This is a genomic window from Nitrospirillum guanabarense (assembly GCF_034653355.1).
Lineage (GTDB): Bacteria > Pseudomonadota > Alphaproteobacteria > Azospirillales > Azospirillaceae > Nitrospirillum.
In genome coordinates this window covers 958,187-982,760 of the sequence record NZ_JAYEER010000004.1, presented here as the reverse complement: position 1 = coordinate 982,760, position 24,574 = coordinate 958,187, and the positions used below count along the sequence as shown (strand labels likewise).

The 24,574-nt window shown below is 69.6% G+C and carries 19 protein-coding genes and 1 pseudogene; 12 read left to right on the top strand and 8 right to left on the bottom strand.

Annotation, left to right across the window (positions count from 1 at the left end; all coding sequences use genetic code 11):
* Positions 1 to 320: 320 nt before the first annotated feature.
* Together UAA55_RS22540 and UAA55_RS22535 are read left to right on the top strand one after the other, a co-directional pair.
* On the top strand, positions 321 to 2,033 hold the full coding sequence (locus UAA55_RS22540) for a methyl-accepting chemotaxis protein (protein WP_322955536.1): 1,713 nt from the start codon (positions 321 to 323) through the stop codon (positions 2,031 to 2,033).
* Positions 2,034 to 2,370: 337 nt separating this feature from the next.
* Entirely contained in the window at positions 2,371 to 3,459 is a 1,089-nt protein-coding gene (locus UAA55_RS22535; RefSeq protein ID WP_322955535.1) for a tetratricopeptide repeat protein, read from the top strand.
* 3 nt (positions 3,460 to 3,462) lie between these two features.
* On the opposite strand, the gene UAA55_RS22530 is transcribed toward UAA55_RS22535, so the two are convergent.
* From UAA55_RS22530 to UAA55_RS22515, 4 genes and pseudogenes are all read right to left on the bottom strand, one after another.
* Entirely contained in the window at positions 3,463 to 4,899 is a 1,437-nt protein-coding gene (locus UAA55_RS22530; protein WP_322955534.1) for a tetratricopeptide repeat protein, read from the bottom strand.
* Between the two features lie 84 nt (positions 4,900 to 4,983).
* Positions 4,984 to 6,369, bottom strand: coding sequence for a cysteine--tRNA ligase (gene cysS, locus UAA55_RS22525; protein ID WP_322955533.1), 1,386 nt, complete (start codon positions 6,367 to 6,369; stop codon positions 4,984 to 4,986).
* A gap of 57 nt (positions 6,370 to 6,426) precedes the next feature.
* Positions 6,427 to 7,774 (bottom strand): annotated as a pseudogene (gene gltX, locus UAA55_RS22520) (glutamate--tRNA ligase).
* Between the two features lie 178 nt (positions 7,775 to 7,952).
* A complete protein-coding gene (locus UAA55_RS22515; RefSeq protein ID WP_322955531.1) occupies positions 7,953 to 8,393 on the bottom strand; it encodes a hypothetical protein in 441 nt (146 codons plus the stop codon).
* Positions 8,394 to 8,690: 297 nt separating this feature from the next.
* Between UAA55_RS22515 and UAA55_RS22510 the strand changes: the two genes are divergently transcribed.
* The 6 genes from UAA55_RS22510 (at position 8,691) to UAA55_RS22485 (ending at position 13,680) form a co-directional block, all read left to right on the top strand.
* Positions 8,691 to 9,353 (top strand): DsbA family oxidoreductase, encoded by a 663-nt coding sequence (locus tag UAA55_RS22510; protein WP_322955529.1) that lies wholly within the window; start codon positions 8,691 to 8,693, stop codon positions 9,351 to 9,353.
* A gap of 37 nt (positions 9,354 to 9,390) precedes the next feature.
* Positions 9,391 to 10,323: an alpha/beta fold hydrolase gene (locus UAA55_RS22505; RefSeq protein WP_322955528.1), complete on the top strand. Its 933-nt coding sequence runs from the start codon at positions 9,391 to 9,393 to the stop codon at positions 10,321 to 10,323.
* Between the two features lie 121 nt (positions 10,324 to 10,444).
* Entirely contained in the window at positions 10,445 to 11,515 is a 1,071-nt protein-coding gene (locus UAA55_RS22500; protein WP_322955525.1) for a serine hydrolase domain-containing protein, read from the top strand.
* Positions 11,516 to 11,579: 64 nt separating this feature from the next.
* A complete protein-coding gene (locus UAA55_RS22495; RefSeq protein WP_322955523.1) occupies positions 11,580 to 11,996 on the top strand; it encodes a thioesterase family protein in 417 nt (138 codons plus the stop codon).
* A gap of 118 nt (positions 11,997 to 12,114) precedes the next feature.
* The gene (locus UAA55_RS22490; RefSeq protein WP_322955521.1) at positions 12,115 to 12,528 is read left to right on the top strand and encodes a VOC family protein; all 414 of its coding nucleotides are present in this window, start codon (positions 12,115 to 12,117) and stop codon (positions 12,526 to 12,528) included.
* 282 nt (positions 12,529 to 12,810) lie between these two features.
* Positions 12,811 to 13,680, top strand: a complete 870-nt coding sequence (locus UAA55_RS22485; RefSeq protein WP_322955519.1) for a DUF2189 domain-containing protein — start codon at positions 12,811 to 12,813, stop codon at positions 13,678 to 13,680.
* 90 nt (positions 13,681 to 13,770) lie between these two features.
* On the opposite strand, the gene UAA55_RS22480 is transcribed toward UAA55_RS22485, so the two are convergent.
* Positions 13,771 to 15,063: an O-acetylhomoserine aminocarboxypropyltransferase/cysteine synthase family protein gene (locus UAA55_RS22480; protein ID WP_322955518.1), complete on the bottom strand. Its 1,293-nt coding sequence runs from the start codon at positions 15,061 to 15,063 to the stop codon at positions 13,771 to 13,773.
* A gap of 224 nt (positions 15,064 to 15,287) precedes the next feature.
* Here UAA55_RS22480 and UAA55_RS22475 point away from each other — a divergent pair, with 224 nt between their 5' ends.
* On the top strand, positions 15,288 to 15,665 hold the full coding sequence (locus UAA55_RS22475; RefSeq protein WP_322955517.1) for a hypothetical protein: 378 nt from the start codon (positions 15,288 to 15,290) through the stop codon (positions 15,663 to 15,665).
* 165 nt (positions 15,666 to 15,830) lie between these two features.
* Here the strand turns inward: UAA55_RS22475 and UAA55_RS22470 are convergent, their stop codons facing one another.
* From UAA55_RS22470 to UAA55_RS22460, 3 genes are all read right to left on the bottom strand, one after another.
* Entirely contained in the window at positions 15,831 to 16,406 is a 576-nt protein-coding gene (locus UAA55_RS22470) for a tetratricopeptide repeat protein (protein ID WP_322955516.1), read from the bottom strand.
* 113 nt (positions 16,407 to 16,519) lie between these two features.
* Entirely contained in the window at positions 16,520 to 20,203 is a 3,684-nt protein-coding gene (gene mfd, locus UAA55_RS22465) for a transcription-repair coupling factor (protein WP_322955515.1), read from the bottom strand.
* Positions 20,204 to 20,237: 34 nt separating this feature from the next.
* On the bottom strand, positions 20,238 to 20,585 hold the full coding sequence (locus UAA55_RS22460) for an FAD assembly factor SdhE (RefSeq protein WP_322955514.1): 348 nt from the start codon (positions 20,583 to 20,585) through the stop codon (positions 20,238 to 20,240).
* A gap of 192 nt (positions 20,586 to 20,777) precedes the next feature.
* On the opposite strand from UAA55_RS22460, the gene recG reads away from it, so the two are divergent.
* The 3 genes from recG to UAA55_RS22445 all read left to right on the top strand — a co-directional run bounded on the left by recG (position 20,778) and on the right by UAA55_RS22445 (position 24,573).
* On the top strand, positions 20,778 to 22,859 hold the full coding sequence (gene recG, locus UAA55_RS22455) for an ATP-dependent DNA helicase RecG (protein ID WP_322955513.1): 2,082 nt from the start codon (positions 20,778 to 20,780) through the stop codon (positions 22,857 to 22,859).
* 96 nt (positions 22,860 to 22,955) lie between these two features.
* Positions 22,956 to 23,321, top strand: coding sequence for a hypothetical protein (locus UAA55_RS22450; RefSeq protein WP_322955512.1), 366 nt, complete (start codon positions 22,956 to 22,958; stop codon positions 23,319 to 23,321).
* A gap of 169 nt (positions 23,322 to 23,490) precedes the next feature.
* Positions 23,491 to 24,573, top strand: coding sequence for a type III polyketide synthase (locus UAA55_RS22445; protein ID WP_322955511.1), 1,083 nt, complete (start codon positions 23,491 to 23,493; stop codon positions 24,571 to 24,573).
* The last annotated feature ends 1 nt before the right edge of the window (position 24,574 follow it).

Below are 24,574 nucleotides of genomic sequence, written 5' to 3'. Positions count from 1 at the left end.
GGAGGAAAAGGCCGGTGGAATGGTGAAAAAGCGGCCCGCGCCGCCACGTTCAGGCGAACGTCACGTCAAGCGGGTTTTATTTCCACCAATTCACCAATCAAAATCCCGGAATTTGTTCGGCGGCTATTGCTTCCCTTCACTTCATACCTATACCTTTGATATAGAAATCATCTGACCTACGCCAAACTGAACCGAGAATAATCCAGTTAATATCGAAAATTTTATCAAATTTTATTCGAGCGCGGGGCCGCTACGCCGCCGCCGACGTTTTTCATCACCCCCGCATGCACCCGCCGTCCCCATCGGAAGGAAACCGCCCCATGACGCTCTGGCTGAACCTGTCGCTACGCGCCAAGGTCCTCACCTCCTTCCTGGCCGTCCTGTTCCTGATCGCGGCCCTGGGCGGCACGTCGCTATGGACGCAGGCCACCTTGGGACGGACGACCGACACCCTGGCCGGGGCGGCGCTGCCCAACGCCGTGCGGCTGGGCGAGCTGATGGAAAGCCTGAACCGCTACCGCCGGCTGGAACTGCGCCTGGCGCTGGCCGCCGCCGTGCACGACGCCGCCGACGTCCAGGGGGCCGAGGCCGACCTTCCCAAGACCCGGGCGGCGGTTGAGGCGGCCATCCGCGACTACGCCGCCAAGGCCGGCGCCGACAACCCGGACGGGCAACGCGCCTTCACCGAGGCCTGGCAGCGCTATACGGCCGCCACGGCCAAGCTGGTCACCCTGATTGACGCGCATGACGACGCCGGCATGCAGAGCTTCGCCTCCGGCCCGCTGAAGGACGCCTTCCGTGCCGTCATCAGCCCCCTGACCGACGCGCTGGAATGGAACGCCCGCCATGGGCGGGAGCTGGCCCAGTCGGCGAACGCCACCGGCGAGGCCGCGCGCACCGCCGTGCTGGGGGCGCTGGCCGCTAGCCTGGCCCTGGGCGTGGTGGTCATTTTGGCCATGTCGCGCACCGTGGCCCGGCCCCTGACCGCCATGGCGGACGCGCTGGGCCGCCTGGCCCGTGGAGATGTCGCGGAAGGCGACCTGGACGTCACCCTATTGGGCCAGGACCGTCGGGATGAGGTCGGCCTGCTGGGCCGGTCCCTGGCCGTCTTCCGCGACAACGCCCTGGCCGTGCGGCGGCTGGAGGCGGAACAGGCGGCCCTGCGCGCCCGGGCGGAGCGCGACCGCAAGGCCGCGCAGGCCGCCGTGGCCGACGCCTTCGAGGCCCAGGTGGCCAGCCTGATCGACGCCCTGGCCGGCGCCGCCCGCGAGATGAAGGACACGGCGGACGCCATGGCGGAAGCGGCGGGGGTCACCCGCGACCGCTCCAGCTCCGTCGCCGGGGCCGCCGTGCAGACCTCCGCCAACGTGCAGATGGTGGCCACCGCGTCGGAGGAACTGGCCGCCACGGTGCAGGAGATCGCCCGCCAGGTCGAACGCTCCCGCCTGCAGGCCCAGGACGCCATCACCGATTGCGCCACCTCGACCGAGGTGGTGGGCCAGCTGAAGGACAGCACCGCCCGGATCACCGAGGTGGTGGGGATCATCGCCGGCATCGCGGCACAGACCAACCTGCTGGCGCTGAACGCCACCATCGAGGCCGCCCGCGCCGGGGAGGCCGGCAAGGGCTTCGCCGTCGTCGCCGGCGAGGTCAAGGCGCTGGCCACCCAGACCGCCAGGGCGACCGAGGACGTGACCGCCCAGGTCCAGCGCATCCAGGCCCTGGGCGAACGGACGGTCGCCGCCATCGCCGGCATGCAAAGTGCCATCACCGGCATGGCCGACATCGCCATGGCCATCGCGTCCGCCGTGGAGGAACAGACCGCCGCCACCCGCGAAGTGGCCCGCGGCATCAACGAGGCCGCCACCGGCACCGAGGACATGTCGCGCGACATCACCCAAGTCAGCGCCGCGGCCGCCACCACCGGCAGCGCCGCCACCCAGATCCGCGGCACCTCAGGCAAGCTGGCGGAACACGCCGACGTGCTGACGGGCGCCGTGGAGCGATTCCTGGGGACGGTGCGGGCGGCGTGAGGGGCGGCACCTGGGGCCCCGGGTGGCGGCAGTGTGCACTGGCCGCAGCGCCACTACGACCTGGGCCTGAACGGCACCCTCAGCATCAACTGGAAGATGTGACGGGACCGCCGCGGCGTTGTGACGCCCGTGCTTGATCGAAAGGGCAAGGCCGCCCGCCACGCATCGGGGGGCCTTGGTCTTTCGCGGGGTTGGCTATGGCGCGCGCCGTATTCCTTCCTCCATAGCCGGCGTACAGTCCCCCTGCCCATAAGGCCCCCCGGGGCCGCCGCGCGTTGACAGCCCCGGACCCAGTCCCCACCTTTGGCCGGCACCCTTTGCAGGAAACCATCCCCGCATGCCGGCGCATACCGCGATTCCCTTCGCCGATCCCGCCTTCATGGATCCCGCCTTCCCAAACTCCGGGGGGTTCCACCGGCAGGGACGCGGCCTGATCGACCAGGGCCGTCCCGAGGACGCGCTGCCCGTGTTCCAGCACGCCGCCCTGCTGGCCCGGCAGGGCGACGGCCAAGGGGGTGTGGACGCCGACCGACTGGGCCGCATCCTCTATGATATGGGCTATTGCCTGTACGACCTGGGCCGCATCGACGAGGCGCTGGCTGAATTCCAGGACGCCGTGGCGGCGGCGGAACAGGGCGACGCCCAGGGCCTGGTGCATTGGGACAACCTGGCCGCCTGCCAGCATCTGGTGGGCACCTGCCTGGCCCGCCTGGGCCGGGATACGGAGGCGCTGGCCTGGTTCCAGCACGCGGCGGAGGCCGCCAGCCGGGGGGACGTCCAGGGCCGAGTGGACCAGGAGGCCGTGGGCCACAGCCTGCACCAGGCCGCCGCCTGCCTGGCCCGCCAGGGCCAGCCCGACCAGGCCCTGCCTTGGCTGCAGCAGGCCGTGGCCGCCAAGGAGCAAGGCGACGCCACGGCGCGGGTGGACCACGCCAGCCTGGGCGCCAGCCTGCACCTGATGGCGGACTGCCTCTACGCCCTGGGCCTGGTGGAGGACGCGCTGGTCTGGTTCCAACGCAGCGTCCAGGCGCTGGAGCGTGGCGCCCCCGAAACCCCCGTGAACCACGACGATGTCGGCCGCGCCCGCCTGCGCGTCAGCTACTGCCTGATGGACCTGAAGCGCCCGGCCGACGCCCTGCCCTGGGCCTTGGCCGCCGTCACGGCGGTTGAGGACGGCGACGCCGCCGGGCGCGTGAACCTGGAGGGCCTGTGCCACGCCCTGCAGGCGGTGGGTGACACCCTGGCCAGCATGGGCCGCTTCGACGAGGCCATGGACTGGTACCGCCACGCCGCCGAGACCGCCGAACACGGCGACCCCGCCGGCCTGGCCGCCACCCTCACCGCCGGCGCCGCCTGCCTGCGCAAGCTGGGCCGGACGGAGGAAGCCGGCGCCTGGGAACTGAGGGCCAGGGCGCCGGTGGGGTGAGCCTCATTTCTGTTCCGGCGCCAGCCCTTGCGCCGCCGTGTCATCACGGGTGGCGCGGGCGTCGTCATGCAGGGCGGCGTAGGCGATGGCGCGATAGCGATATGCGGCCGCGTCCCGGGGGTGCAGGGCGATGACCTGGGTCATGTCGGCGATGGCGGCCTCAAAACGGTCCTGGTCCAGCGCGATGGCGCCCCGGGCCCGAAGCGCGTCGGCGTAGGTCGGCGACAGCGCGACGGCAGCGTTCAGGTCGGCCAGGGCGTCAGCCATCCGCCCCTCGGCGCGGTAAATCGCGGCACGCCGCAACAGGGCTTGCGGCGTGCCGGGCTTCAGCCGCAGGGCCTCATCCAGGTCGGCGAGGGCGGCGGCGTCCTGTCCATTTGACTGCAAGGCCAGGCTGCGGTTCAGGTGCGCGCCCGCGTTCCCGGGTTCCTGGGCCAGGACGGCGGTGAAATCGGCGATGGCCAAGTCCCAGGCCGCCTTGCCGATATAGGCCACGCCCCGGTTGTTATGCGCGTCGGTAAAGCCGGGATCGATCGCCAGCGCCTGGCCATAATCCGCGATGGCCGCGTCCGGCGCGCCAACCGCCAGATAGCTGTCCCCGCGCGCCTTCAGGGAACGGGCATCCTGGGGATTCAGCGTAATGGCGTTGGTGAATTCGGCGATGGCGCCCGCGGCCTTCCCCGCCGCCTGCAGGCTAAAACCGATGTCGCTGTAGGCCTCGGCCATGCGCGGGTCCCGTCGTACCGCCTCCGCCGCGTCGGATTGGGCCCGGGCATCGTCGCCCTTGGCGCGATAGGCCACGGCGCGGAAGCGCCACGCGGCGGCGGCGGTCGGGTCCAGACGGATAGCCTCACTTTCATCCGCAATGGCCCGGTCGGCCTCATGGCGCTGGATGTAGAGCGCGCCACGGCTGACATAGAGCGTGGGATCATCCGCCTTCAGCGCGATGGCGCTGCTGAAATCCGCCAACGCGGCGTCACGGTCACCCCGCTTCAGGAAAAGGGCGGCACGGTTGATGTAGCCAGCCAGCAGTTGGGGATCCGCCGTCACGGCACTGTCGTAGTCCGCCAGCGCCCGACCATCATCGCCCCGCTCGGCATAGGCCAGGCCACGGTCGACATAAAGCCTGGCGTCCGTCTCGCCCGCCCGCAGATGCAAATCGATGGCGGCGCTATAGTCGGCGATGGCGCGGTCCAGGTCCCCCGCCTGATGGAAGTGGAAGGCCCGGTTGCGCAAGGCGCCGGCCCGGACCTGGGCCGTTTCCCCCTTCGCCTCGATAATGCGGGTGCAGGCGGAGATGGCTTCTTGCGCTGGGGATTCCGCGCAGTGCCGCCGGTCGAAATTGGTCCGCGCGGCCGACGCCGCCGTTTGCGCGCCCGCCGGGCCGCCCAGGGCCGCCGCCAGCAGCCCCAGGCCAAACGCCGCCGTGACCCTGACCATGCTTCCCCCCGGATCGCCAGCCCCGAAGAGGGGATTTCGCTGGCAGTATTACCCGCTGAGCGCGTCGGGGCAATCGTGTCGCGGCTACGCCCGCTTCCAGGTCGTGCCCTGGGGCCCGTCCTCCAGCACCACGCCCTGATCCAGCAGTTCTTTCCGGATGCGGTCGGCCTCGGCGAAGTTCTTGGCGGTGCGGGCATCCTTGCGCGCCTGGATGGCGGCCTGGATGGCGGCCTCGTCCAGGCCTTCCGCCCCCTTGGGCGTCCAGCGGAACCAGGCCTCGGGGTCCTGGGTCAGCAGGCCCATCAGGTTGGCGGCGGCCTTGAAGCTGGCGGCCACGGCCCGGCGGGCGCCTTCATCCGTCTCCTTGTGGAAGCGGTTGGCCAGTTCGTGCAGCAGGCTGAAGGCCAGCGGGGTGTTGAGGTCATCCTCCAGCGCCGCCAGAACCTCATCAGGCACTTTGGCGGCCGGCACCTCGCCCGTTTCCCCCTGGGCGGCGCGCAGCACGCCGTACCAGCGGTCCAGCGTGGCCTTGGCCTGGCGCAGGCCCTCCTTGGAGAAGTCCAGCGGCTGGCGGTAATGGGCCTGCAACAGCGCCAGGCGCAGGGCCTCGCCCGGCACCTCGTCCAGCAGCTCGGCCACGGTGAAGATGTTGCCCAGCGACTTCGACATCTTGTCGCCCGACATGGTCAGGAAGCCGGCATGGACCCAGTAGTTGGCCATGACCTGGGTGCCGTGGGCGCAGCGGCTCTGCGCGATCTCGTTCTCATGGTGGGGGAAGATCAGGTCCAGCCCGCCGCCGTGCACGTCGAACACCGGGCCCAGGTGGGCGGCGGTCATGGCGCTGCACTCGATATGCCAGCCGGGACGGCCCCGGCCCCAGGGGCTGTCCCAGCCGGGCTGGTCCGCCGCCGACGGCTTCCACAGGATGAAGTCGGCCGGGCTTTTCTTGTAGGGCGCCACCTCCACCCGCGCGCCGGCGATCATCTCGTCCTGGCTGCGCCGCGACAGGCGGCCATAGTCGGGCATGGACGGCACGTTGAACAGCACGTGCCCCTCGGCGGCATAGGCGTGGCCCGAGGATATCAGCCGCCCAATCATGGCTATCATGGCGTCGATGTGCCCGGTGGCGCGCGGTTCCACATCCGGGCGCAGCAGGTTCAGGGCGTCCATGTCGGCATGGAACTGCGCCGTCGTCGTCTCCGTCACCGTCTCGATGGACTGCCCCAGGGCCTTGGCCCGGTCCATGATCTTGTCATCGACGTCGGTGATGTTCCGGGCGTAGGTCACGGTCGGGTACAGGTGCTTCATCACCCGGGCCAGCAGGTCGAAGGCGGTGAAGGTGCGGCCATTGCCGATATGGGCGTAGCTGTAGACGGTGGGACCGCAGCAATAAATCCGCACATGGCCGGCGTCGACGGGCACGAAGACTTCCTTCGCGCGGGTGAGCGTATTGTAGAGCTGAAGCGCCATGGCGGATTGACCTGGGATAAGGGAAGACGGTGATACTAGGTTGAAAACACGAACCGTTTAAGCGGTTTGACCCGACAGCCGGGCCAGCGCCCGCTCCCGCCCGATGAGCGGCAGCAGGACCTTCAGTTCCGGCCCGTGCTCCAGGCCCGTCAGCGCCAGGCGCAAGGGCATGAACAGGGCCTTGCCCTTGGCGCCGGTGGCGGCCTTCACCGCGTCCACCCACTGGCCCCAGGTGTCGGGGCCCCAGGGCGTGGCCGGCAGCAGGCCGGCGGCGGCGGCCAGGAAGGCGGCGTCCGTCACCACGGGCGCCAGCGGCGCGTGGGTGATGTCCCACCAGCCCTTGGCCTCCGCCACATGGGTGATGTTGGGGCGCACGGCCAGCCAGAAGGCCTCATCCGCCCCGACCATGCCCAGGGCCGGCAGGCGGTCCGCCACCGCCGCGTAGGGCATGTGGTGCAGGATCTGGGCGTTCAGGCGGCGCAGATCCTCCGCATCGAACTTGGGCGTGCCGCGCCCGACCTTGGCCAGGTCGAAATCGGCCACCAGCTCATCCAGCGTGCCCTTCGCCTCCACCGCGTCCGAGGTGCCGATCTTGGCCAGCAGCGACAGGATGGACAGGGGCTCCAAACCTGTGTCCTCACGCAGGCTCTTCAGGCTCAGGCTGCCCAGCCGCTTGGACAGGCCGGCCCCGCTGGCATCGGTGATCAGGGGGAAATGGCCGAAGGTGGGAACGGGACCGCCGAGGGATTCGTACAGCTGAATCTGCACGGCGGTGTTGGCCACATGGTCCTCACCCCGGATGACGTGGGTGATGCCCAGCTCGATATCGTCCACGACGGAGGCGAAGGTGTACAGCGGCTGGCCATCCTCACGGATCAGCACCGGGTCGCTGAGGTCCTGGCCCTGGAAGCGCTGGGTGCCGCGCACCAAATCGTCCCAGACGACGGGGGTGTGCTCCAGCTTCAGGCGCCAGTGCGGGCGGCGGCCCTCCGCCTCCAGCCGCGCGCGGTCGGCGTCGGTCAGGCGCAGGGCGGCGCGGTCGTACAGCGGCGGGCGGTGCTGGGCCAGTTGGGCCTTGCGCTTCAGGCCCAGCTCGTCCGGCGTCTCATAGCAGGGATAGAGGCGGCCGGCGGCCTTCAGGCGCTCGGCGGCGGCGGTGTAGCGGTCCAGCCGGTCGGACTGGCGGGCGAAGCGATCCCAGGTCAGACCCAGCCAGCGCAAATCCTCCTCGATGCCGGCGGCGAACTCCGCCGTCGACCGCTCCCGGTTAGGTGTCGTCCATGCGCAGCAGGAAGCTGCCGCCCTGCTTGCGGGCGAACAGCCAGTTCATCACCGCCGCGCGGGCGTTGCCGATGTGCAGACGGCCGGTGGGGCTGGGCGCGAAACGGACGGCGACAGGGCTCATGGGGAAAGCGGGCCTTCAGGAAACGGACGGAAACCAAGGGCGCAGCGATACCATGAAGCGGCCCAAAAGCAAAAGGCGGAGCCACCGGCCCCGCCCGTCTTCTGCGCCCCCTTCAAACGCCGGGCGCCAGCCTCCAGCCGGCATCTTCGATGCCCGCCGGGTCTATGCCAGGGACTGTTCAGAACTTCTTGCGGTGGAACGCGGCGGCCAGCGCCTTGACGGAGGCCGCCTGCTTCACCGTGCCCTCGCTCTTGGGCGGCGGGGCGCCGTTCAGGATGGGCGGTTGGTTGGCCAGGCGGGTGCCGCCCATGCGGGCGACGATGGCGTCCAATTGGGCCTGGGTCAGGCGCTGCGGCGCCGGGGCGCGGCGGCTGGTGCCGCCACCGGCCCCACCACTGGGCGCGGCGGCGGGGGTCATGGACGACAGGGCCGGGCCGCCGCGGTACGCGCGTTCGATGGCGGCACCGGTGATGCCCTTCAGAAAGGGCTTGCACAGGCCGCGCATCAGTTGCTCATCCGCCAGCGCCCAGGCCATCAGGATGCGCTGCGCCTGGGCGCGGCTGCCCTGCGCCTGGGCCATGGCCTCGCGTATTTTCATGGTGACGTAGGTTTCGCTCATGGAACGGGCCCCCACCGGGCGGGCGGTCCACGCCGGACCAGCCTTTCTGAATCGCCGCGAAATCACCGCCCGGCGCCATCGACCAAAGCCGACGGCATGCCCATATAAGGCAGAGATAAGAAAAGTTTAGCGCAGGAGCCCCCGAACCGGAACGGAAAAGAAACCGACGCCATCCGCCAGGCCACCTCCCCCCTGTAACCATCCTTGGTGTATAAACCGGGATGAGGCCAGACGAGCCGGCACCACCGCCGTACCGTCCGTCCACGCGTGCGACCTGGACCACCCCACGACGCCCCCATGCTGATCGAGATCGTCGCCGACTTCGTCTGTCCGTGGTGCTACATCGGCAAGCGCCGCCTGGAGCGCGCGCTGGCCCAGCGCCCGACCCAGCAGCCGGAGGTGCGCTGGCTGCCCTTCCAGCTGGACCCCGACACGCCGCCCAGCGGCATCGACCGCACCATCGACCAGCTGGCCAAGTTCGGCAGCGTGGAGCGCATCCGCCAGGTCAACGCCCTGCTGGAACAGACAGCGGCGGCCGAGGGCCTGACCCTGAACCTGGACCGCATCCGCCGCACCCCGAACACGCTGGACGCCCACCGCCTGTTGCGCCATGCCGGCGCGGCCGGCCAGGGCGGCGCCCACACCCAGGAACTGGCCACGGCCCTGCAGGCCGCCTTCTTCCGCGACGGTCGCGACATCGGCGACCGCGCCGTGCTGGCGGCCATCGCCGGGGAGAGCGGGCTGGACGCCGAGGCCGCCGCCGCCTTCCTGCACAGCGACGCCGACCGCGACGCCTTGCGCCAGTCGCTGGCCGCCGTGCGGCAGCTGGGCATCCAGGCGGTGCCCTGCTTCATCTTCAACCGCCTCTATTCCCTGTCGGGCGCCCAGGAACCGGGCGCCTTCCTGCCCCTGCTGGATCTGGCGGGGGCGGAGGGGGTGGTGGCCAGCGCCGCGGGCTGAACCGGAACCGGCTGCGCCTCAACAAGGTTGGAACGGCATGCCCCAAACCGAACACCATCAGACCGAACACCATACCGACATCGGCCACCTCTCCACCCCGCTGCTGGACGTGGCCTACATCGCCGGCGGGCCGGCCGATGGGCCGCCGGTGCTGCTGCTGCACGGCTGGCCTGACGACGCCCACACCTGGGACAGGGTGGCGCCGGCCTTGTGGAAGGCCGGGTACAAGACGGTGGCGCCCTGGCTGCGCGGCTTCGGGCCCACGCGTTTCCTGTCCAGCCAGACCACCCGCTCCGGCCAGATCGCCGCCCTGGCGCAGGACGCGTTGGACCTGGCCAACGCCCTGGACTGGCAGCGCTTCAGCGTCATCGGCCATGACTGGGGCGCCCGCATCGCCTATTTCCTGGCCGCCGTGGCGCCCGACCGCCTGCATCGCATCGCCGCCCTGTCCGTGGGATGGGAGCCGGGCAGCCTGCCCACCCCGTCCCTGTCCCAGGCCCAGCGCTATTGGTACCAATGGTTCCTGACGACGGAACGGGGGGCGGAAACCATCTGCCATGACGGCAAAGCCTTCGCCCGCTACCAGTGGGACAGCTGGAGCCCCGATGGCTGGTACGACGAGGCGGAGTTCGAACGCACGGCGGCGGCCTTCGGCAACCCCGACTGGGCCGCCATAACCCTGCATTCCTACCGGGTACGCTGGGACGAGGCCAAACCCGACCCGCGCTACGCCGACATGGAAAAGCGCCAGCGCGCCGCCCGCACCCTGGCCGTGCCCACCCTGATGATCCAGGGCGGCGACGACCGCTGCACCCTGCCGCAGACGACGGCCGGCAACCAAGGTCACTTCACCGGGCCTTACCGGCGTCAGGTGCTGCCCGGCGTGGGCCACTTCCCCACACGGGAAGCGCCGGAGGAGGTCAGCCGCCTGCTGCTGGACTTCCTGGGCGCCGAGCTGGCGGGGGCGTGAGGCGAGGATTCAGTCCCTTAAACCTCTTATAAAGTGGCCCCACGCTTCCCCGCCCGGATGGCCGTTGCCCCGGTCCCGAGACCCGGCGAGGCTGCGCCCACAACCAGCGGGGAGTGGGGACATGAATGGGGGAGGTTGCGGCCGGCGGACGGTGCTGGGCGGCTTGGCGGGCACAGCCCTCATCGGCCTGTCGCCCGTGAGGGCAAGGGCGACGGAAACGGCGGCGCCCGCCCCGGCCCGGCTGGCCGCCCTGCTCGACACCCTGCGTGATGATCCCCACCCCGACCTCAAGGGCGTGGTGGTGCTGCGGCGCGGCCGGCGCGTCGCCGAGGCCTATTACAACGGCGACGACGCCGGCACCCTGCACGACATCCGCTCCGCCACCAAAAGCCTGACCGGCCTGCTGATGGGCATCACCATCGATCGCGGCCGGGTGGCGGGCGTGGACGCCCCCATTGCCCGCTACCTGCCGGGTCCCCTGCCCGCAGGATGGGAGGCGATCACCATCCGCGACCTGCTGACCATGCGCTCCGGCCTGGCGGCCGACGACACCGACCCCGCCAGCCCCGGCAACGAGGACACGCTGGACGAGGCGGGGGAAAAGACCGGCGACTGGGCCACCGCCGCCTTGGCCGTGCCGATGCGGGAGGCGCCGGACCGCACCTACCAGTATTGCTCTCTCAACGCCTTCCTGGTTGGCCTGATCGTGGAACACGCCACGGGCCAAAGCCTGGACAGGCTGGCACAGGAAGCCCTGTTCGGCCCGCTGGGCATCGCGGCCCACAGCTGGCGCCAGCTTCCCGGCGGCCATGGCACCGGCCAGGGCAACCTGTCGATTACCGCCCGCGACGCCGCCACCATCGGACAGATGGTCTTGAATGGGGGGACCTATAAGGGCCGACGCGTCATCAGCCAGCGGTGGCTGAGCGACAGCCTGGCCCGCATTCACCCCATCGCCGCCAGCGACCCCTACGCCGATTTCTATGGCTACATGTGGTACGCCAAGGATGAGCGCCTGGACGATGGCCGCACCGTGCCCGTCCATTTCGCCTCGGGAAATGGCGGCAACAAGATCTACGTGGTGCCGTCGCGGGACCTGGTGGTGGCCATCACCTCCCGCGCCTACGGCAAGGGCTATGGCCAGCGGCGGTCGCAGGATATCCTGCTGGGTATTCTGGCGACCCTGTCCTGACGCCCCGGGGCCTGAGGGCCGTGGCTTGACGAACAGCGGCCGCCCAACAGAGGAAGCCGCCCCCATGAAATCCTGCCTGCAGCCCGGCCTGCGCCACAGCGAAAGCCTGACCGTCGACGCCAGCATGCTGGTGCCCTCCCTGCCCGCCGCCTTCGGCGGCTTCCATGACATGCCGCCGGTCTTCGCCACCGCGCAGATGGTGGCCTTCATCGAATGGACCTGCGTGCGGGCGCTGGCCCCCTATCTGGAGCCGGGGGAGCGCACCGTCGGCACCCATGTCGACGTCAGCCATGTGGCCGCCACGCCCGTGGGCATGACCGTCACCGCCACCGTGGAATTGATCGCCTTCGACGGTCGCGCCCTGCGCTTCAAGGTCGCCGCCCACGACGCCGCCGGCCTAATCGGCGAAGGCTTCCACAGCCGGGGCGTGATCGACTACGCCCGCTTCATGGCCCGGGTGGAGAAGAAGGCGGCGTGCTGAGAACGCGATATGGACGCCTGGGGTGGCTCCCCACCACCGAAAGAAAAATTTCTGGGCCCTGTCGGTTCCGGATGGCCCGGCCCGTCCTTTGGGCACTGCTTCCTGAAAGGAGAGGACAATGGCCAAGCAAATCTTCATCAACCTACCGGTGCGCGACCTGCCCAAGGCGATGGCGTTCTATGCCGCCATCGGCGCGGTGAACAATCCGCAGTTCACCGACGAGACCGCCGCCTGCATGGTGTTCTCCGACACCATCTTCGTGATGCTGCTGACCCACGATAAGTGGCGGGTTTTCACCCAGAAGCCCATCACCGACACCCACGCCAGCGGGGCGTTGATGCTGGCCCTGTCCTGCGACGACCGCGCCGCCGTCGACACCATGGCCGAGGCCGCAAGCCGGCATGGCGGCAAGGCCGACGTGAACCCCAGCCAAGATCTCGGCTTCATGTACAGCCGCAGCTTCGAAGACCCGGACGGCCATGTCTGGGAGCCCCTGTTCCTGGACGCCGCCCAACTCCCGCCCAAGCCCTAGCCCCCACACACGGACGACCCCGCCTCGACAAGATGGGCGCACGGAACGCGCCGGGACCGGACATTGGAAGCCGCTTCTCCACTTCCGGTCCCCTATTCCCACGCCCATTAACAAGACCAACCAACCGGCGTACACTTCCCGCGAAGACGGGAGCGGCGCTTAACCGCCCTGCGCGGCCGACCCCTGACCGTTGGGCCTCGGTCGCGACAAGACACCCTGCCTTGGGCCCCAGCGATCTCTGGGCCTCTGCCTGAAACCGCAATGCGTTCAGGAGGATCGGGCATGACACAAGAGACCATACGCAACCCCGTGGAATGGACCTGGGAACGGCTGGGGGAGGCGGCGGCCGGTGTCGCCTCCGTCGGCCGGGCCATCGGGCATATGGAGGACCTGCGCGCGCGTGAGGCGCCGGTGGTTCGCCGCATCGGCGTGGCCGACCTGGGCGAGGCCATCGCCGCCGGCTTCCGCGACTTCGGCGCCTTCCGCACCGACGTCTTCGCGCTGTGCGTCATCTACCCCATCCTGGGCTGTGTGCTGGCCCGGGCGGCGGTGAACCTGAACATGCTGCCGATGTTGTTCCCGCTGGCCTCCGGCTTCGTGCTGGTGGGTCCGGTGGCGGCCATCGGCCTGTTGGAGATGAGCCGGCAGCGGGAGCGCGGCGCCCAGCCCAGCTGGCGGGAGGCGTTCGGGCCCCTCCGCTCCCCGGCCATCGCCGCCATCGCGGCCCTGGGCTTCCTGCTGACCATCATTTACTTCGCCTGGCTGTACGCCGCCCAGGGCATCTATGACGCCACCCTGGGCCCGCAGCCGCCAGCCTCGGTGGCGCAGTTCGCGGCCGACGTGGCGGGCACCCGCGCCGGCTGGACCATGATCGCGGTAGGCTGCGCCGTGGGCGCCTGCTTCGCCGCCGTGGTGCTGGCCATCGCCGCCATCAGCTTCCCCCTGCTGCTGGACCGCGATGTGCCGCTGCACACCGCCATCGGCACCTCCATGCGGGCGGTGGCGCGCAACCCGGGCGTCATGGCGCTGTGGGGCCTGATCGTGGCCGGTAGCCTGCTGGCCGGCACCCTGCCCGCCTTCGTCGGCCTGATCGTGGTGATGCCGGTGCTGGGTCACAGCACCTGGCACCTCTATCGCCGCCTGGTGGCCTGAGACCATCAGGCGCGGCCGCCCTGACCTTGCCCGCAGGCGGGGTGCCGGCACATCGGCGCCCCGTCTTGGGCTTATATCATGCTGCCCCCCTCAGGCCGCATCCAGCGCCTGGCTGAGGTCGGCCAGGATGTCGTCGATATGCTCGATGCCGATGGACAGGCGGACATAGCCGGGGGTGACGCCGGTGGCCGCCTGGTCGTCCACCGACAATTGCGAGTGGGTGGTGCTGGCCGGGTGGATGGCCAGGCTGCGGGCGTCGCCGATGTTGGCCACGTGGTAGAACAGCTTCAGCGCGTCGATGAAGCGGCGGCCGGCGTCGGCGCCGCCCTTCAGTTCGAAGCCCACCAGCGCGCCATGGCCGCCCTTCAGCACCGCGTCCGCCCGGCGGCGCAGTTCCCCCGTCTGCCGGCTGGGGTGGATGACGTCCGACACCTTGGAATGTTCCGCCAGGAAGGCCGCGACGGCGCTGGCGTTGCGGTTATGCTCCCGCATGCGCAACGGCAGGGTCTCCAGCCCCTGGATGGCCTGGAAGGCGTTGAACGGGCTGAGGGCGGCGCCGATGTCGCGCAACAGGGTGACGCGGGCGCGCAGGATATAGGCGATGGGACCCAGCGGCTTCACCGCCTGCGTCCACACCGCCCCGTGATAGCTGGGGTCCGGCTGGTTCAGCAGGGGGAAGCGATCGGCATGCGCCTCCCAATCGAAATTGCCGCCGTCGATGAGGGCACCGCCGATGCTGGTGCCATGGCCGCCGATATACTTGGTGGTGGAATAGACGACGACGGCCGCGCCATGATCCAGCGGGCGGGCGATGATGGGGGTGGCCGTGTTGTCCATGATCAGCGGCACGCCCAAGTCGCGGCCGATGGCCGCCACCTCGGCGATGGGGAAGACGCGCAGCTTGGGGTTGGGCAGCGTCTCGGCGTAATAGGCGCGGGTGCTGTCGTCGGTGGCACGGCGGAAGTTCTCCGGGTCCGACGGGTCGACGAAGCGCGCCTCGATACCCAGCTGCTTGAAGGTGTTGGCGAATAGGTTCCAGGTGCCGCCGTACAGGTCGGTGGAAGTGACGAAGTTGTCGCCGGCGCTGGCCACGTTCAGGATGGCGAAGGTGCTGGCCGCCTGGCCCGACGCCACCGCCAGGGCCGCCACCCCACCCTCCAGCGCCGCCAAGCGCTGTTCCAGCACGTCGGTGGTGGGGTTCATGATGCGGGTGTAGATGTTGCCCAGTTCCTTGAGCGCGAACAGGTTGGCGGCGTGCTCCGTGTCGCGGAACTGATAGGATGTCGTCTGGTAGATGGGCACGGCCACGGCCCCCGTGGCGGGATCGGCCCGGTACCCGGCGTGCAGGGCCAGGGTCTCGGGGTGCTTGCTGTCGACGGCCATGGTGACATCCTCCGCTCATTATTCCACGTTGCGGCGATTGTTGCCTCAGCCGTTCGGAAATTGCATCCACCGATCCGGGCTTATTAAATTATTTCATTTATGGCGGAAAACGGCTGGCTGGCCGCACCGTGCCGCCACTGTCCATAGGCTGATCCGCCACACGTTGTGATTCTGGCTCTCATCCGCTATAGGTATTTATTATACTAGTTTCGGGGGAGAATTTGATGACAGCCTCAGTCAAACGTATAAATATTATTTCCGCAACACTCATAGCCACTTTAATCACGTGTAAGAGCGGCATGGCCGGATCGGCAAACAGTGTCTATGTCATCCAGCCGCAAGTCGAGCTTGGACAAAATCTTGCAGGTGGGAGTGGGATCGCCTTCGTTTACATCTCAAGCGACACTACCTCCACTCCTGCCTGTTCCCGCTATGCAGATAGACTTGCCATCGATCCATCGTCAGACGTGGGAAAAGCGATGCTTTCCGTCGTGCTGACCGCATATTCCCTTAATAAAAAAGTAAACATTGCTGGTACTGGCTCATGTAATCTTTGGTCAGATTCGGAAACGCTTCAATGGATTGTGATACCACCCCAGTAAAGCGACACTTACCGCCGGCTGCGTGGTGGCGTGGAGAAACCGGGGCGGTTCAGCTTGCTGACCGGTAACGGCGGCTTGTGGCCCAAGGCGGAGACGGGCTTGACCTGGGGCTTGGGCGCTGTGGATGTCGCCGGCGGCACGGGACGGATTGGCTCGGGGCCCGCCTCAGACTGCGCCGGCCTGGAGCCGTGCCAGGCGCGTCCGCGCCTCTTTGACACCGGGATTGTCGGCCAGGCCGAAGTCGCCGTGGAACACCGCGTCGAGCGCGGCATAGCGGTTTAACGCCTCCCGCCATCGCGCTACGGCTTCGCGCTGGTCGCCGCGCCCCTCGGCATTGCAGGCGAGCGCCCGTACGGCGTTGGCCATTTCCAGGGGGGCGACCTCCGCCGCTTGGTACAAGGTCATCATCTCGGCATAAACCGGGACGGCGTCCGCATGGGCCGCCATGTCGTCAAGGATACCACCCAAGTGGCGCAGGGCCCCAGCCGTGGACAGGCCATCGCCCGCATCGCGGAAAAGGGCCACCGCCTCCTCCTGCGGCAGCCGCGCCTCAGCCGGCCGCCCCAGATCCCGCAACGCTTGCGCCAGTCGCGTCAACGCCTGGCGCAGATCGGCGCCACCCTCCTGGCCACCGGTGCGCGACAGGGTAACGGCCTGGCTGGCCAGGTCGAAGGCTTCCGACAACCGGCCCGCCCGCCGGGCAGCGGCGGCTTGTTCCAGAAGCTCTCGCACCCCGACCATAGCCCCCTCCCCTCCAGGACACAGCCCGGATTCTAACCCGCGCCGCCAACATCAGGAAGGCAGGGATTGGTTGTACCGCCAGGGTGCGGGGCCGACTGGGTTTCCCCGCGGCCTTACCGCCGGCCGCGCGGCGGTGTCGAGAAGCCCGGGCGGTTCAGCTTGCCGGCCGGCAGCGGCGGCTTGTGCCCCCAGGCGGAGACGGGCTTGCCCTGGGGCTTGGGCGGCGGAGGGGGCGGCGGTGGCGGGGGCGGGTCGGCCTTCACCGTCTCACCGGCCGCCATCTTGGCCAGATCGCTCATCAGCTTGCGCACGCCGTCCATGCGGGTCTCGGCGCTGTCCCAGGGGCGCAGCAGCACCAGCTTGTGGTCCGGCCGGATCTTGGCGGTACCCGCCTGGCTCTGGATGAAGCCCACCAGGGCGGCCGGGTTCTTGAACTCGTTGTTGCGGAAGCCGATGACGGCACCCTTGGGGCCCGCGTCCAGGGTCTGCACCCCGGCGTCGCGGCACAGGCGCTTGATCTCCACCAGGCGCAGCAGGTTCTCCACCTCCCCCGGCAGGGTGCCAAAGCGGTCCACCATCTCCGCGGCGAAGGCGTCGATCTCCGCCCGGTCCACCAGGTCGGCCACGCGGCGGTAGAGCGACAGGCGGATGCCGAGGTCGGCGACATAGTCTTCCGGGATCAGCACCGGCATGCCCAGCTGGATCTGCGGCGTCCACTGCTCCTCCGCCGCCTGCGCCTCCGTCAGGCCGCCGCGCGCGGCGGCCACCGCCTCCTCCAGCATCTGCTGGTAGAGTTCCACGCCCACCTCGCGGATCTGGCCGGACTGCTCCTCACCCAGCAAGTTGCCGGCACCACGGATGTCCATGTCATGGCTGGCCAGCTGGAAGCCCGCCCCCAGGCTGTCCAGCGTCTCGATGACGTGCAGGCGCTGCTGCGCCGTCTGCGACAGCACCGTCTTGGGCTGATAGGTCAGGTAGGCGTAGCCCCGCACCTTGGACCGGCCCACGCGGCCGCGCACCTGGTACAGCTGCGCCAAGCCGAACATATCGGCGCGGTGGACGATCAGGGTGTTGGCGCTGGGGATGTCCAGACCGCTTTCGATGATGTTGGTGGCCAGCAGCAGGTCGTACTTGCCCTCATCGAAGGCGGTCATCACCTCCTCCAACTGCGCCGCCGGCATCTGGCCGTGGGCGGTGATCATCTTCACCTCCGGCACCAGCTCGGCCAGCCGTTCCTGCAGCTTGGGCAGATCCTCGATGCGCGGGCAGACGTAGAAGCTCTGCCCGCCGCGGTAATGCTCGCGCAGGATGGCCTCGCGGATCACCACCGGGTCATAGGGCAGCACGAAGGTGCGCACGGCCAGGCGGTCTACCGGCGGGGTGGCGATCAGCGACAGCTCACGCACGCCGCTCAGCGCCAGTTGCAGGGTGCGGGGAATGGGCGTGGCGGTCAGGGTCAGGACGTGCACGTCGGTGCGCAGTTCCTTCAGCCGTTCCTTCTGCTTCACGCCGAAATGCTGTTCCTCGTCCACGATGACCAGGCCCAGGCTTTTGAATTGGATGCTCTTGGCCAGCAGGGCGTGGGTGCCGACCACGATGTCGACGGTGCCGTCGGCCAGGCCCGCCTTGGTCTGGTTGGCCTCTTTCGCCGTCACCAGGCGGGACAGGTGCCCCAGGCGCACGGGCAGGCCGGCGAAGCGCTTCTCGAAGGTGCGGGTGTGCTGGCGGGCCAGCAGGGTGGTGGGCACCACCACCGCCACTTGCAACCCGCTCATGGCCGCGACGAAGGCGGCGCGCAAGGCCACCTCGGTCTTGCCGAAGCCGACGTCGCCGCACACCAGGCGGTCCATGGGCTGGCCGGAATTCAAATCCTCCAGCACGTCCTCGATGGCCTTCAGCTGGTCGTCCGTCTCGGCATAGGGAAAGCGGGCGGCGAACTCGTCATAGACGCCGTCCGGCACCTCAATGGGCGGGGCCTTGCGCAGGGCGCGTTCGGCGGCGATGCGCAGCAGCGCATCGGCCATGTCCTTCAGCCGCTTCTTGACCCGGGCCTTGCGCGACTGCCAGCCCACGCCGCCCAGCTTGTCCAGCTGCGCGCCCGATTCCTCGGAGCCGAAGCGGGACAGCACTTCGATGTTCTCGACCGGCACGTACAGCTTGTCGCCGCCGTCGTAGAGGATGCGCAGGCAGTCATGCGGGGCGCCGGTGACGGTCAGCGTCTCCAGCCCATCGTAGCGGCCGATGCCGTGATCGACGTGCACCACCAGGTCGCCGGGCGACAGGCTGGCGGCCTCCGCGATGAAGTTGGCGGCGCGGCGCTTCTTCTGCGACGGGCGGGCCAAGCGGTCGCCCAGGATGTCCTGTTCGGTGATGACCGCCAGGTCGCCGGTGGTGAAGCCGGTGTCGATGCCCAGCACGATGACGGCGGTGGCCCGCGATTCCTGCGCCCCCACCTCCGCCCAGGTGTCGGCGGTCAGGGCCGGGTCGATGCCGTGTTCCTTCAGCATCTTGGCCAGGCGGTCGCGGGCACCCTGGCTGTAGCCCGCCACCACCACGCGGCGGCCGTCGGCGTGCATCTGGTCGATGTGCTGGCCCAGCGCGCGGAAGACGTTCACGTCCGGGTTGGCGCGGGCGTCGGCGAAGTCCCGCCCCCGGCGGCCGCCGGCATCGGCCAGGTTGGGGTTGGACCCGCCCTTTTCGTCTTCACGGGCGACAGCGGCGAAGGTCGACAGCTGGGCGACACAGCGCAGGGCCAGGTGCCGGTCCCAGGCGTCGCCGTCCAGGAACATGGCGCCAGTCGGCACCGGCTTGTACACCGGTGTGCCGGACTTCTTCTCCACCTCCTGGAAGGTGCGGCGGGCCTCGTAGAAATCCGCCACCTGGGACAGGCGGGCGTCGCGCGCCTCTTCCGCCTGCGCGTCCAGGCTGACCATGGCGGCGGGGACGTAGTCGAACAGCGTGTCCAGGCCGGCGTGGAACAGGGGCAGCCAGTGCTCCATGCCCGGCATCTTACGCCCGGCGCTGACGCCCTCATACAGCGGGTCGCTGTCGGTGACGGCGCCGAACAGCTCGCGATACCCGGTGCGGAAGCGCTGGACGGAGGGGTCGTCCAGGAACACCTCCGACATGGGCTTCAGGTCCACGCCCGCCCGCTTCTCCGTGGTCATCTGGGTCATGGGGTCGAAGGCGCGCACGCCTTCCAGCTCATCCCCGAACAGGTCCAGGCGCAAGGGTTCCGGCGTCGCCGGGGGGAACAGGTCGATGATGCCGCCGCGCACGGCGTACTCGCCCGGCTCACGCACCGTCTGGGCGCGGGTGTAGCCGTTGTTGGCCAGGAAGCGCTGCAGTTCATCGACGTTGAGGCGACCGCCCACCTTGGCGCTGAAGGTGGCGTTGCGGAAGGCCAGGCGCGGCGGCACCTTCTGCAGGGCGGCGTTCAGGGTGGTCAGGACGACGAAGGGGCCTTTCGGCCGGGCGCCCAGCAGCGTGGTCAGGGTCTCGATACGCCGGGCGACGATGTCGCCGTTGGGCGAGACGCGGTCATAGGGTAGACAGTCCCACGCCGGAAAGGGCAGCACCGCCACGTCGGGCGCGAAGAAGGCCAGGGCCTCCCGCACCCGGGCCATGCGCGTGTCGTCCAGCGCCACATGCATCAGGCCCGAGGCCCCGGCCCGCCGCGCCAGGTCGGCCAGCACGCGGGCGTCATGCCCCTCCGGCGCGCCGGCCACCAGCAGGCGGCGCGGCGTATCGGGGTTCAGGCTGGAAAGGACGGCGGACGGCAGCACGGTGTCGGGCATGGGAAACAGCCAAGCGTTAGGCGAAGAAGGAAGGTCAGGCGACGCGGTGGGCCTGCAGCAGGGCCATCAGGTCCGCATCCAGGTCATCCGGGAAGGGCGCGCGCCCCAGCAGCCAGTCGAAGACGTCCGGATCGTTCAGATCCAGCAAATGTTCATACCGGTCCAGCTGTTCCACCGTGAAGGCCGGCACATGCTTTTCGGCGAAGGTGCCCATGAGCAGGTCCATCTCCTTCATCCCGCGATGCCAGCTGCGGAAGATCAGGCGCTTGCGCCGCACGGCCAGGGCGTCTTCGGGGGCGGCATCGGACGGGGGGCGGGGGGCATGGCACGGCCTTATGGAAACGGAAATCTGATAGGGATGCTTGGCGGCCGCACCGGCCACGCCGCATCCGTCCCTGGAGTAACGGCAGACCCGGGCGCTGTCACGTCCTCAATGGCCGCGCGCCCGGCATGGCCGCACCATACACGCGGCGGAACATATCGTAAACGCACCTTGCCGCGCGCTAGGCGGTCGACAGCGCGGGCCGCTAGGATATAGGCATATGCCTACGGTTTTGCGTCCTGGAGCCTTCGCGTGCGCCCGCCCGTCCTCTATCCCTTGTTCGCGCCCATCACCAGCCTGCCGGGCCTGGGCCCCCGCCTGGGCAAGCTGGCGGAGCGGCTGACCGGCCCGCATGTGGCGGACATCCTGTGGCACCTGCCCACCGGCATCCTGGACCGCGCCAACGCCCCCAGCATCAATGAGGCGCCAGAGGGCCGCATCGTCACCCTGACGGTGCGGGTGGACGGCCACATGCCGCCGGTGCAACGCCACCGTCCCTACCGCGTGCGCTGCACCGACCATACCGGGGAGATGGAGCTGGTGTTCTTCCACGTGAAGGGCGACTGGCTGGAGAAGAAGCTGCCCCAGGGCAAGATGGTGGTCGTGAGCGGCAAGGTGGAACGCTACAACGGCCTGCTGCAGATGCCCCACCCCGACCATTTCGCCCCCGTGGAGGAAGGCGCTCCGCCGCAAGAGGTGGAGGCGGTCTATCCCCTGACCGGCGGCCTGAACCCCAAGCCGCTGCGCACCGCCATCCAGGCCGCCCTGGCCCGCACGCCGGAATTGGAGGAGTGGCAGGACCCGGCGTGGCTGGAGCGCCAGGGCTGGCCCGCCTGGAAGGCGGCGCTGACCGGCGCGCACGACCCCAAGGGAGAGGCGGACGTCAACCCGCTGAGCCCCCTGCGGCAGCGTCTGGCCTATGACGAGCTGCTGGCCAACCAACTGGCCCTGGCCCTGGTGCGTTGGCACCAGCGGCGGCTGGCCGGCCGCGCCACGGTGGGCAACGGCACCTTGCGCGCCCGCATCCAGGCGGCCTTGCCCTACCGGCTAACGGGGGCGCAGGCCCAGGCGCTGGTGGAGATCGACGCCGACATGGCGCGGCCGGAGCGCATGCTGCGCCTGCTGCAAGGCGATGTGGGCAGCGGCAAGACCATCGTGGCGCTGATGGCCATGGCGACAGCGGTGGAGGCCGGGGCCCAGGCGACCCTGATGGCGCCCACGGAAATCCTGGCGCGCCAGCACGCCGAAAGCTTGGCCGACCTGGCCGACGCCGCCGGCATCCGCCTAGCCCTGCTGACCGGCCGCGACAAGGGCAAGGCGCGCCAGCAGGTGCTGGATCGCCTGGCGTCGGGGGAGATCGACATCCTGATCGGCACCCACGCCCTGTTCCAGGAGGACGTGGCCTTCCGCGACCTGGCGCTGGCCATCATCGACGAGCAGCACAAGTTCGGGGTGCACCAGCGCCTGGCCCTGGCGGCCAAGGGGCGCGGCGTCGACACCCTGGTCATGACCGCCACGCCCATCCCCCGCACCCTGACCCTGACCGCCTATGGCGACATGGACGTCAGCCGCCTGACGGAAAAGCCGCCGGGGCGCAAGCCGGTGGTGACCCGCGCCGCCGCGGCCGACCGCATCGAAGAGGTGGTGGAGCGCGTGGCCGCCGCCATCAAGACCGGCCAGCGGGTCTATTGGGTCTGCCCCCTGGTGGACGAGTCGGAAACGGTGGACCTCGCCAACGCCACCCTGCGCCACGCCACCCTGATGGAACGGCTGGGCGATGGCGTCGGCCTGGTGCACGGCAAGATGAAGGGGGCGGAGAAGGACGCCGTCATGGCCCGCTTCGCCGCCGGCGAGTTGTCGGTGCTGGTGGCCACCACCGTCATCGAGGTGGGGGTGAACGTGCCGGAGGCCACCATCATGGTGGTGGAGCATGCCGAGCGCTTCGGCCTGGCCCAGTTGCACCAGCTGCGCGGCCGCGTGGGGCGCGGCGACCGCCCTTCCGCCTGCCTGCTGCTGTACACCGCCCCGCTGGGCGAGACCGCCCGCGCCCGCCTGGATGTCATGACGTCAACGGAGGACGGCTTCATCATCGCCGAGAAGGACCTGGAGCTGCGCGGCGCCGGCGAGGTGCTGGGCACCCGCCAGTCAGGCCTGCCGGAGTTCCGCATGGCCGACATCACGGTGCACGCCGATCTGCTGGCCACCGCCCGCGACGACGCCAGCCTGATGGTGGCGCGCGACCCCGACCTGGAAACCCCGCGCGGCCAGGCCCTGCGCGTGCTGCTGTACCTGTTCCAGCGCGACGAGGCCGTCAAGACGCTGCGGTCAGGCTGAACACCGCCCCGCAGGGCTACATCCTCCGGCCAGTTGCGGGAGAAAGGGTGGGACATATCTCGCGTCACGTCACCTCAGCCGTGAAAGGCCGCCCGCATGTCCGACATTTCCACCGCCGCCCCTTCTGGCCCCCCCTCTGGCCCCGCCCCTTCTGGCAAGGTCAGCCTGCGCACCCTGACGATCATCAAGCATGCCCTGATCGGCCTGGGGCTGGGCCTGGTGCCGGTGGTCTTCACCGTCATGGCGCATCCGCACCAGCCGGTGGGCAGCCGCGGCGCCCTGGTCGGCTCCATCATCGGCGGGGCTTTGGGCGGCATGACCCTCCTGACCCTGGTCGGCGCCTATCGCGCCCGTTCCATTCCGCCCGAACAGCCCAGCCCCATCGGCCGCGTGCGCTTGGCCCTGGGCCTGGCGCCGCTGGCCCTGATCATCCTGGGCCTGGGCGTTTTGTCGCTGCTGTGATCAGTGCGGGCATGACGGGCGTCTGACGAAACGGCGGCGGGGTTTATTCCAACCGCCGCCGGTCGGGCCACCCCGCCAAAGTGGCGGATGTTCCCGGAACCCCCCGGCCTTAAGATGATTTCGTTTCCGCCTGCCGGCGGGCGAACAAAAGGGGGGACACGCATCGATCATGGCCCACGCGACAGACCATACCACCGCCCGGCTGCTGTCCATCGCCACGGCGCTGCCGCCCTACCGCCTGACGCAGGAGCAGGCGTTGGCCGGCGCCCGCCAGGTCTTCGCCCACCGGCTGCGCGATTTCGACCGGCTGGCGCCCGTCTTCACCCATGCCGGCATCGAGGGCCGCGCCTCCTGCGTGCCGCTGGACTGGTATCTGGAGCCGCACGGCTGGGCGGAGCGCAATGCCCTGTACCTGGAGCACGCGGTTGACGTGCTGGCCCGCGCCGCCACCCAGGCGCTGGATCAGGCCGGCCTCAAGCCCACCGACGTGGACGCCATCGTCGCCGTCTCCTCCACCGGCATCGCCACGCCCAGCCTGGACGCGCTGATCATGCAGCGTCTGGGCATGAGGCCGGATGTGGAGCGCATGCCCCTGTTCGGCCTGGGCTGCGCCGGCGGCGTGCTGGGCCTGGCGCGGGCGGCCACCTGGGCCACCGCCCGGCCCGGGGCCAACGTCCTGCTGCTGGTGGTGGAGCTGTGCGCCCTCAGCTTCCGCCGGGGCGACCTGTCCAAGGCCAACGTCATCGCGACCGCCCTGTTCGGCGACGGCGGGGCGGCGGCCATACTGCGCGCGGCCCCCAAAGGCCGCCATGAGGGACATGACTCCGGTCCCGCCTTTCTGACGTCGGCCGAGCATCGCTGGCCGGACAGCCTGGGCATCATGGGCTGGCAGGTGGAGGACGACGGCATGGGCGTCATTTTCGCGCAGAGCATCCCCACCCTGGTGCGGGAGAAACTGCCGGCCGTGGTGGCCGGCTTCCTGGATCGCCAGCGCATGACGCTGTCGGACCTGGCCGGCGTGATCTGCCACCCCGGCGGCACCAAGGTGCTGGACGCGCTGGAAGAGATTTTCGCACCCGCCACCGAGGGCCTGAATGACGCCCGCGAAATCCTGCGCCAGCATGGCAACATGTCCGCCGTCACCGTGCTGTTCGTCCTGGAACGTCGCCTGCGCCAGGGGGCGCGAGGCCTGCAGCTGTTGTCCGCCCTGGGGCCCGGCTTCGTCGCGGCCCTGGGCTTGATGCGGTTCTAAG

Coding starts and splice junctions, on each gene's coding strand:
- UAA55_RS22540 (WP_322955536.1), top strand. CDS start 321: ATGACGCTCTGGCTGAACCTGTCGCTACGCGCCAAGGTCCTCACCTCC.
- UAA55_RS22535 (WP_322955535.1), top strand. CDS start 2,371: ATGCCGGCGCATACCGCGATTCCCTTCGCCGATCCCGCCTTCATGGAT.
- UAA55_RS22530 (WP_322955534.1), bottom strand. CDS start 4,899: ATGGTCAGGGTCACGGCGGCGTTTGGCCTGGGGCTGCTGGCGGCGGCC.
- cysS (WP_322955533.1), bottom strand. CDS start 6,369: ATGGCGCTTCAGCTCTACAATACGCTCACCCGCGCGAAGGAAGTCTTC.
- UAA55_RS22515 (WP_322955531.1), bottom strand. CDS start 8,393: ATGAGCGAAACCTACGTCACCATGAAAATACGCGAGGCCATGGCCCAG.
- UAA55_RS22510 (WP_322955529.1), top strand. CDS start 8,691: ATGCTGATCGAGATCGTCGCCGACTTCGTCTGTCCGTGGTGCTACATC.
- UAA55_RS22505 (WP_322955528.1), top strand. CDS start 9,391: ATGCCCCAAACCGAACACCATCAGACCGAACACCATACCGACATCGGC.
- UAA55_RS22500 (WP_322955525.1), top strand. CDS start 10,445: ATGAATGGGGGAGGTTGCGGCCGGCGGACGGTGCTGGGCGGCTTGGCG.
- UAA55_RS22495 (WP_322955523.1), top strand. CDS start 11,580: ATGAAATCCTGCCTGCAGCCCGGCCTGCGCCACAGCGAAAGCCTGACC.
- UAA55_RS22490 (WP_322955521.1), top strand. CDS start 12,115: ATGGCCAAGCAAATCTTCATCAACCTACCGGTGCGCGACCTGCCCAAG.
- UAA55_RS22485 (WP_322955519.1), top strand. CDS start 12,811: ATGACACAAGAGACCATACGCAACCCCGTGGAATGGACCTGGGAACGG.
- UAA55_RS22480 (WP_322955518.1), bottom strand. CDS start 15,063: ATGGCCGTCGACAGCAAGCACCCCGAGACCCTGGCCCTGCACGCCGGG.
- UAA55_RS22475 (WP_322955517.1), top strand. CDS start 15,288: ATGACAGCCTCAGTCAAACGTATAAATATTATTTCCGCAACACTCATA.
- UAA55_RS22470 (WP_322955516.1), bottom strand. CDS start 16,406: ATGGTCGGGGTGCGAGAGCTTCTGGAACAAGCCGCCGCTGCCCGGCGG.
- mfd (WP_322955515.1), bottom strand. CDS start 20,203: ATGCCCGACACCGTGCTGCCGTCCGCCGTCCTTTCCAGCCTGAACCCC.
- UAA55_RS22450 (WP_322955512.1), top strand. CDS start 22,956: ATGTCCGACATTTCCACCGCCGCCCCTTCTGGCCCCCCCTCTGGCCCC.
- UAA55_RS22445 (WP_322955511.1), top strand. CDS start 23,491: ATGGCCCACGCGACAGACCATACCACCGCCCGGCTGCTGTCCATCGCC.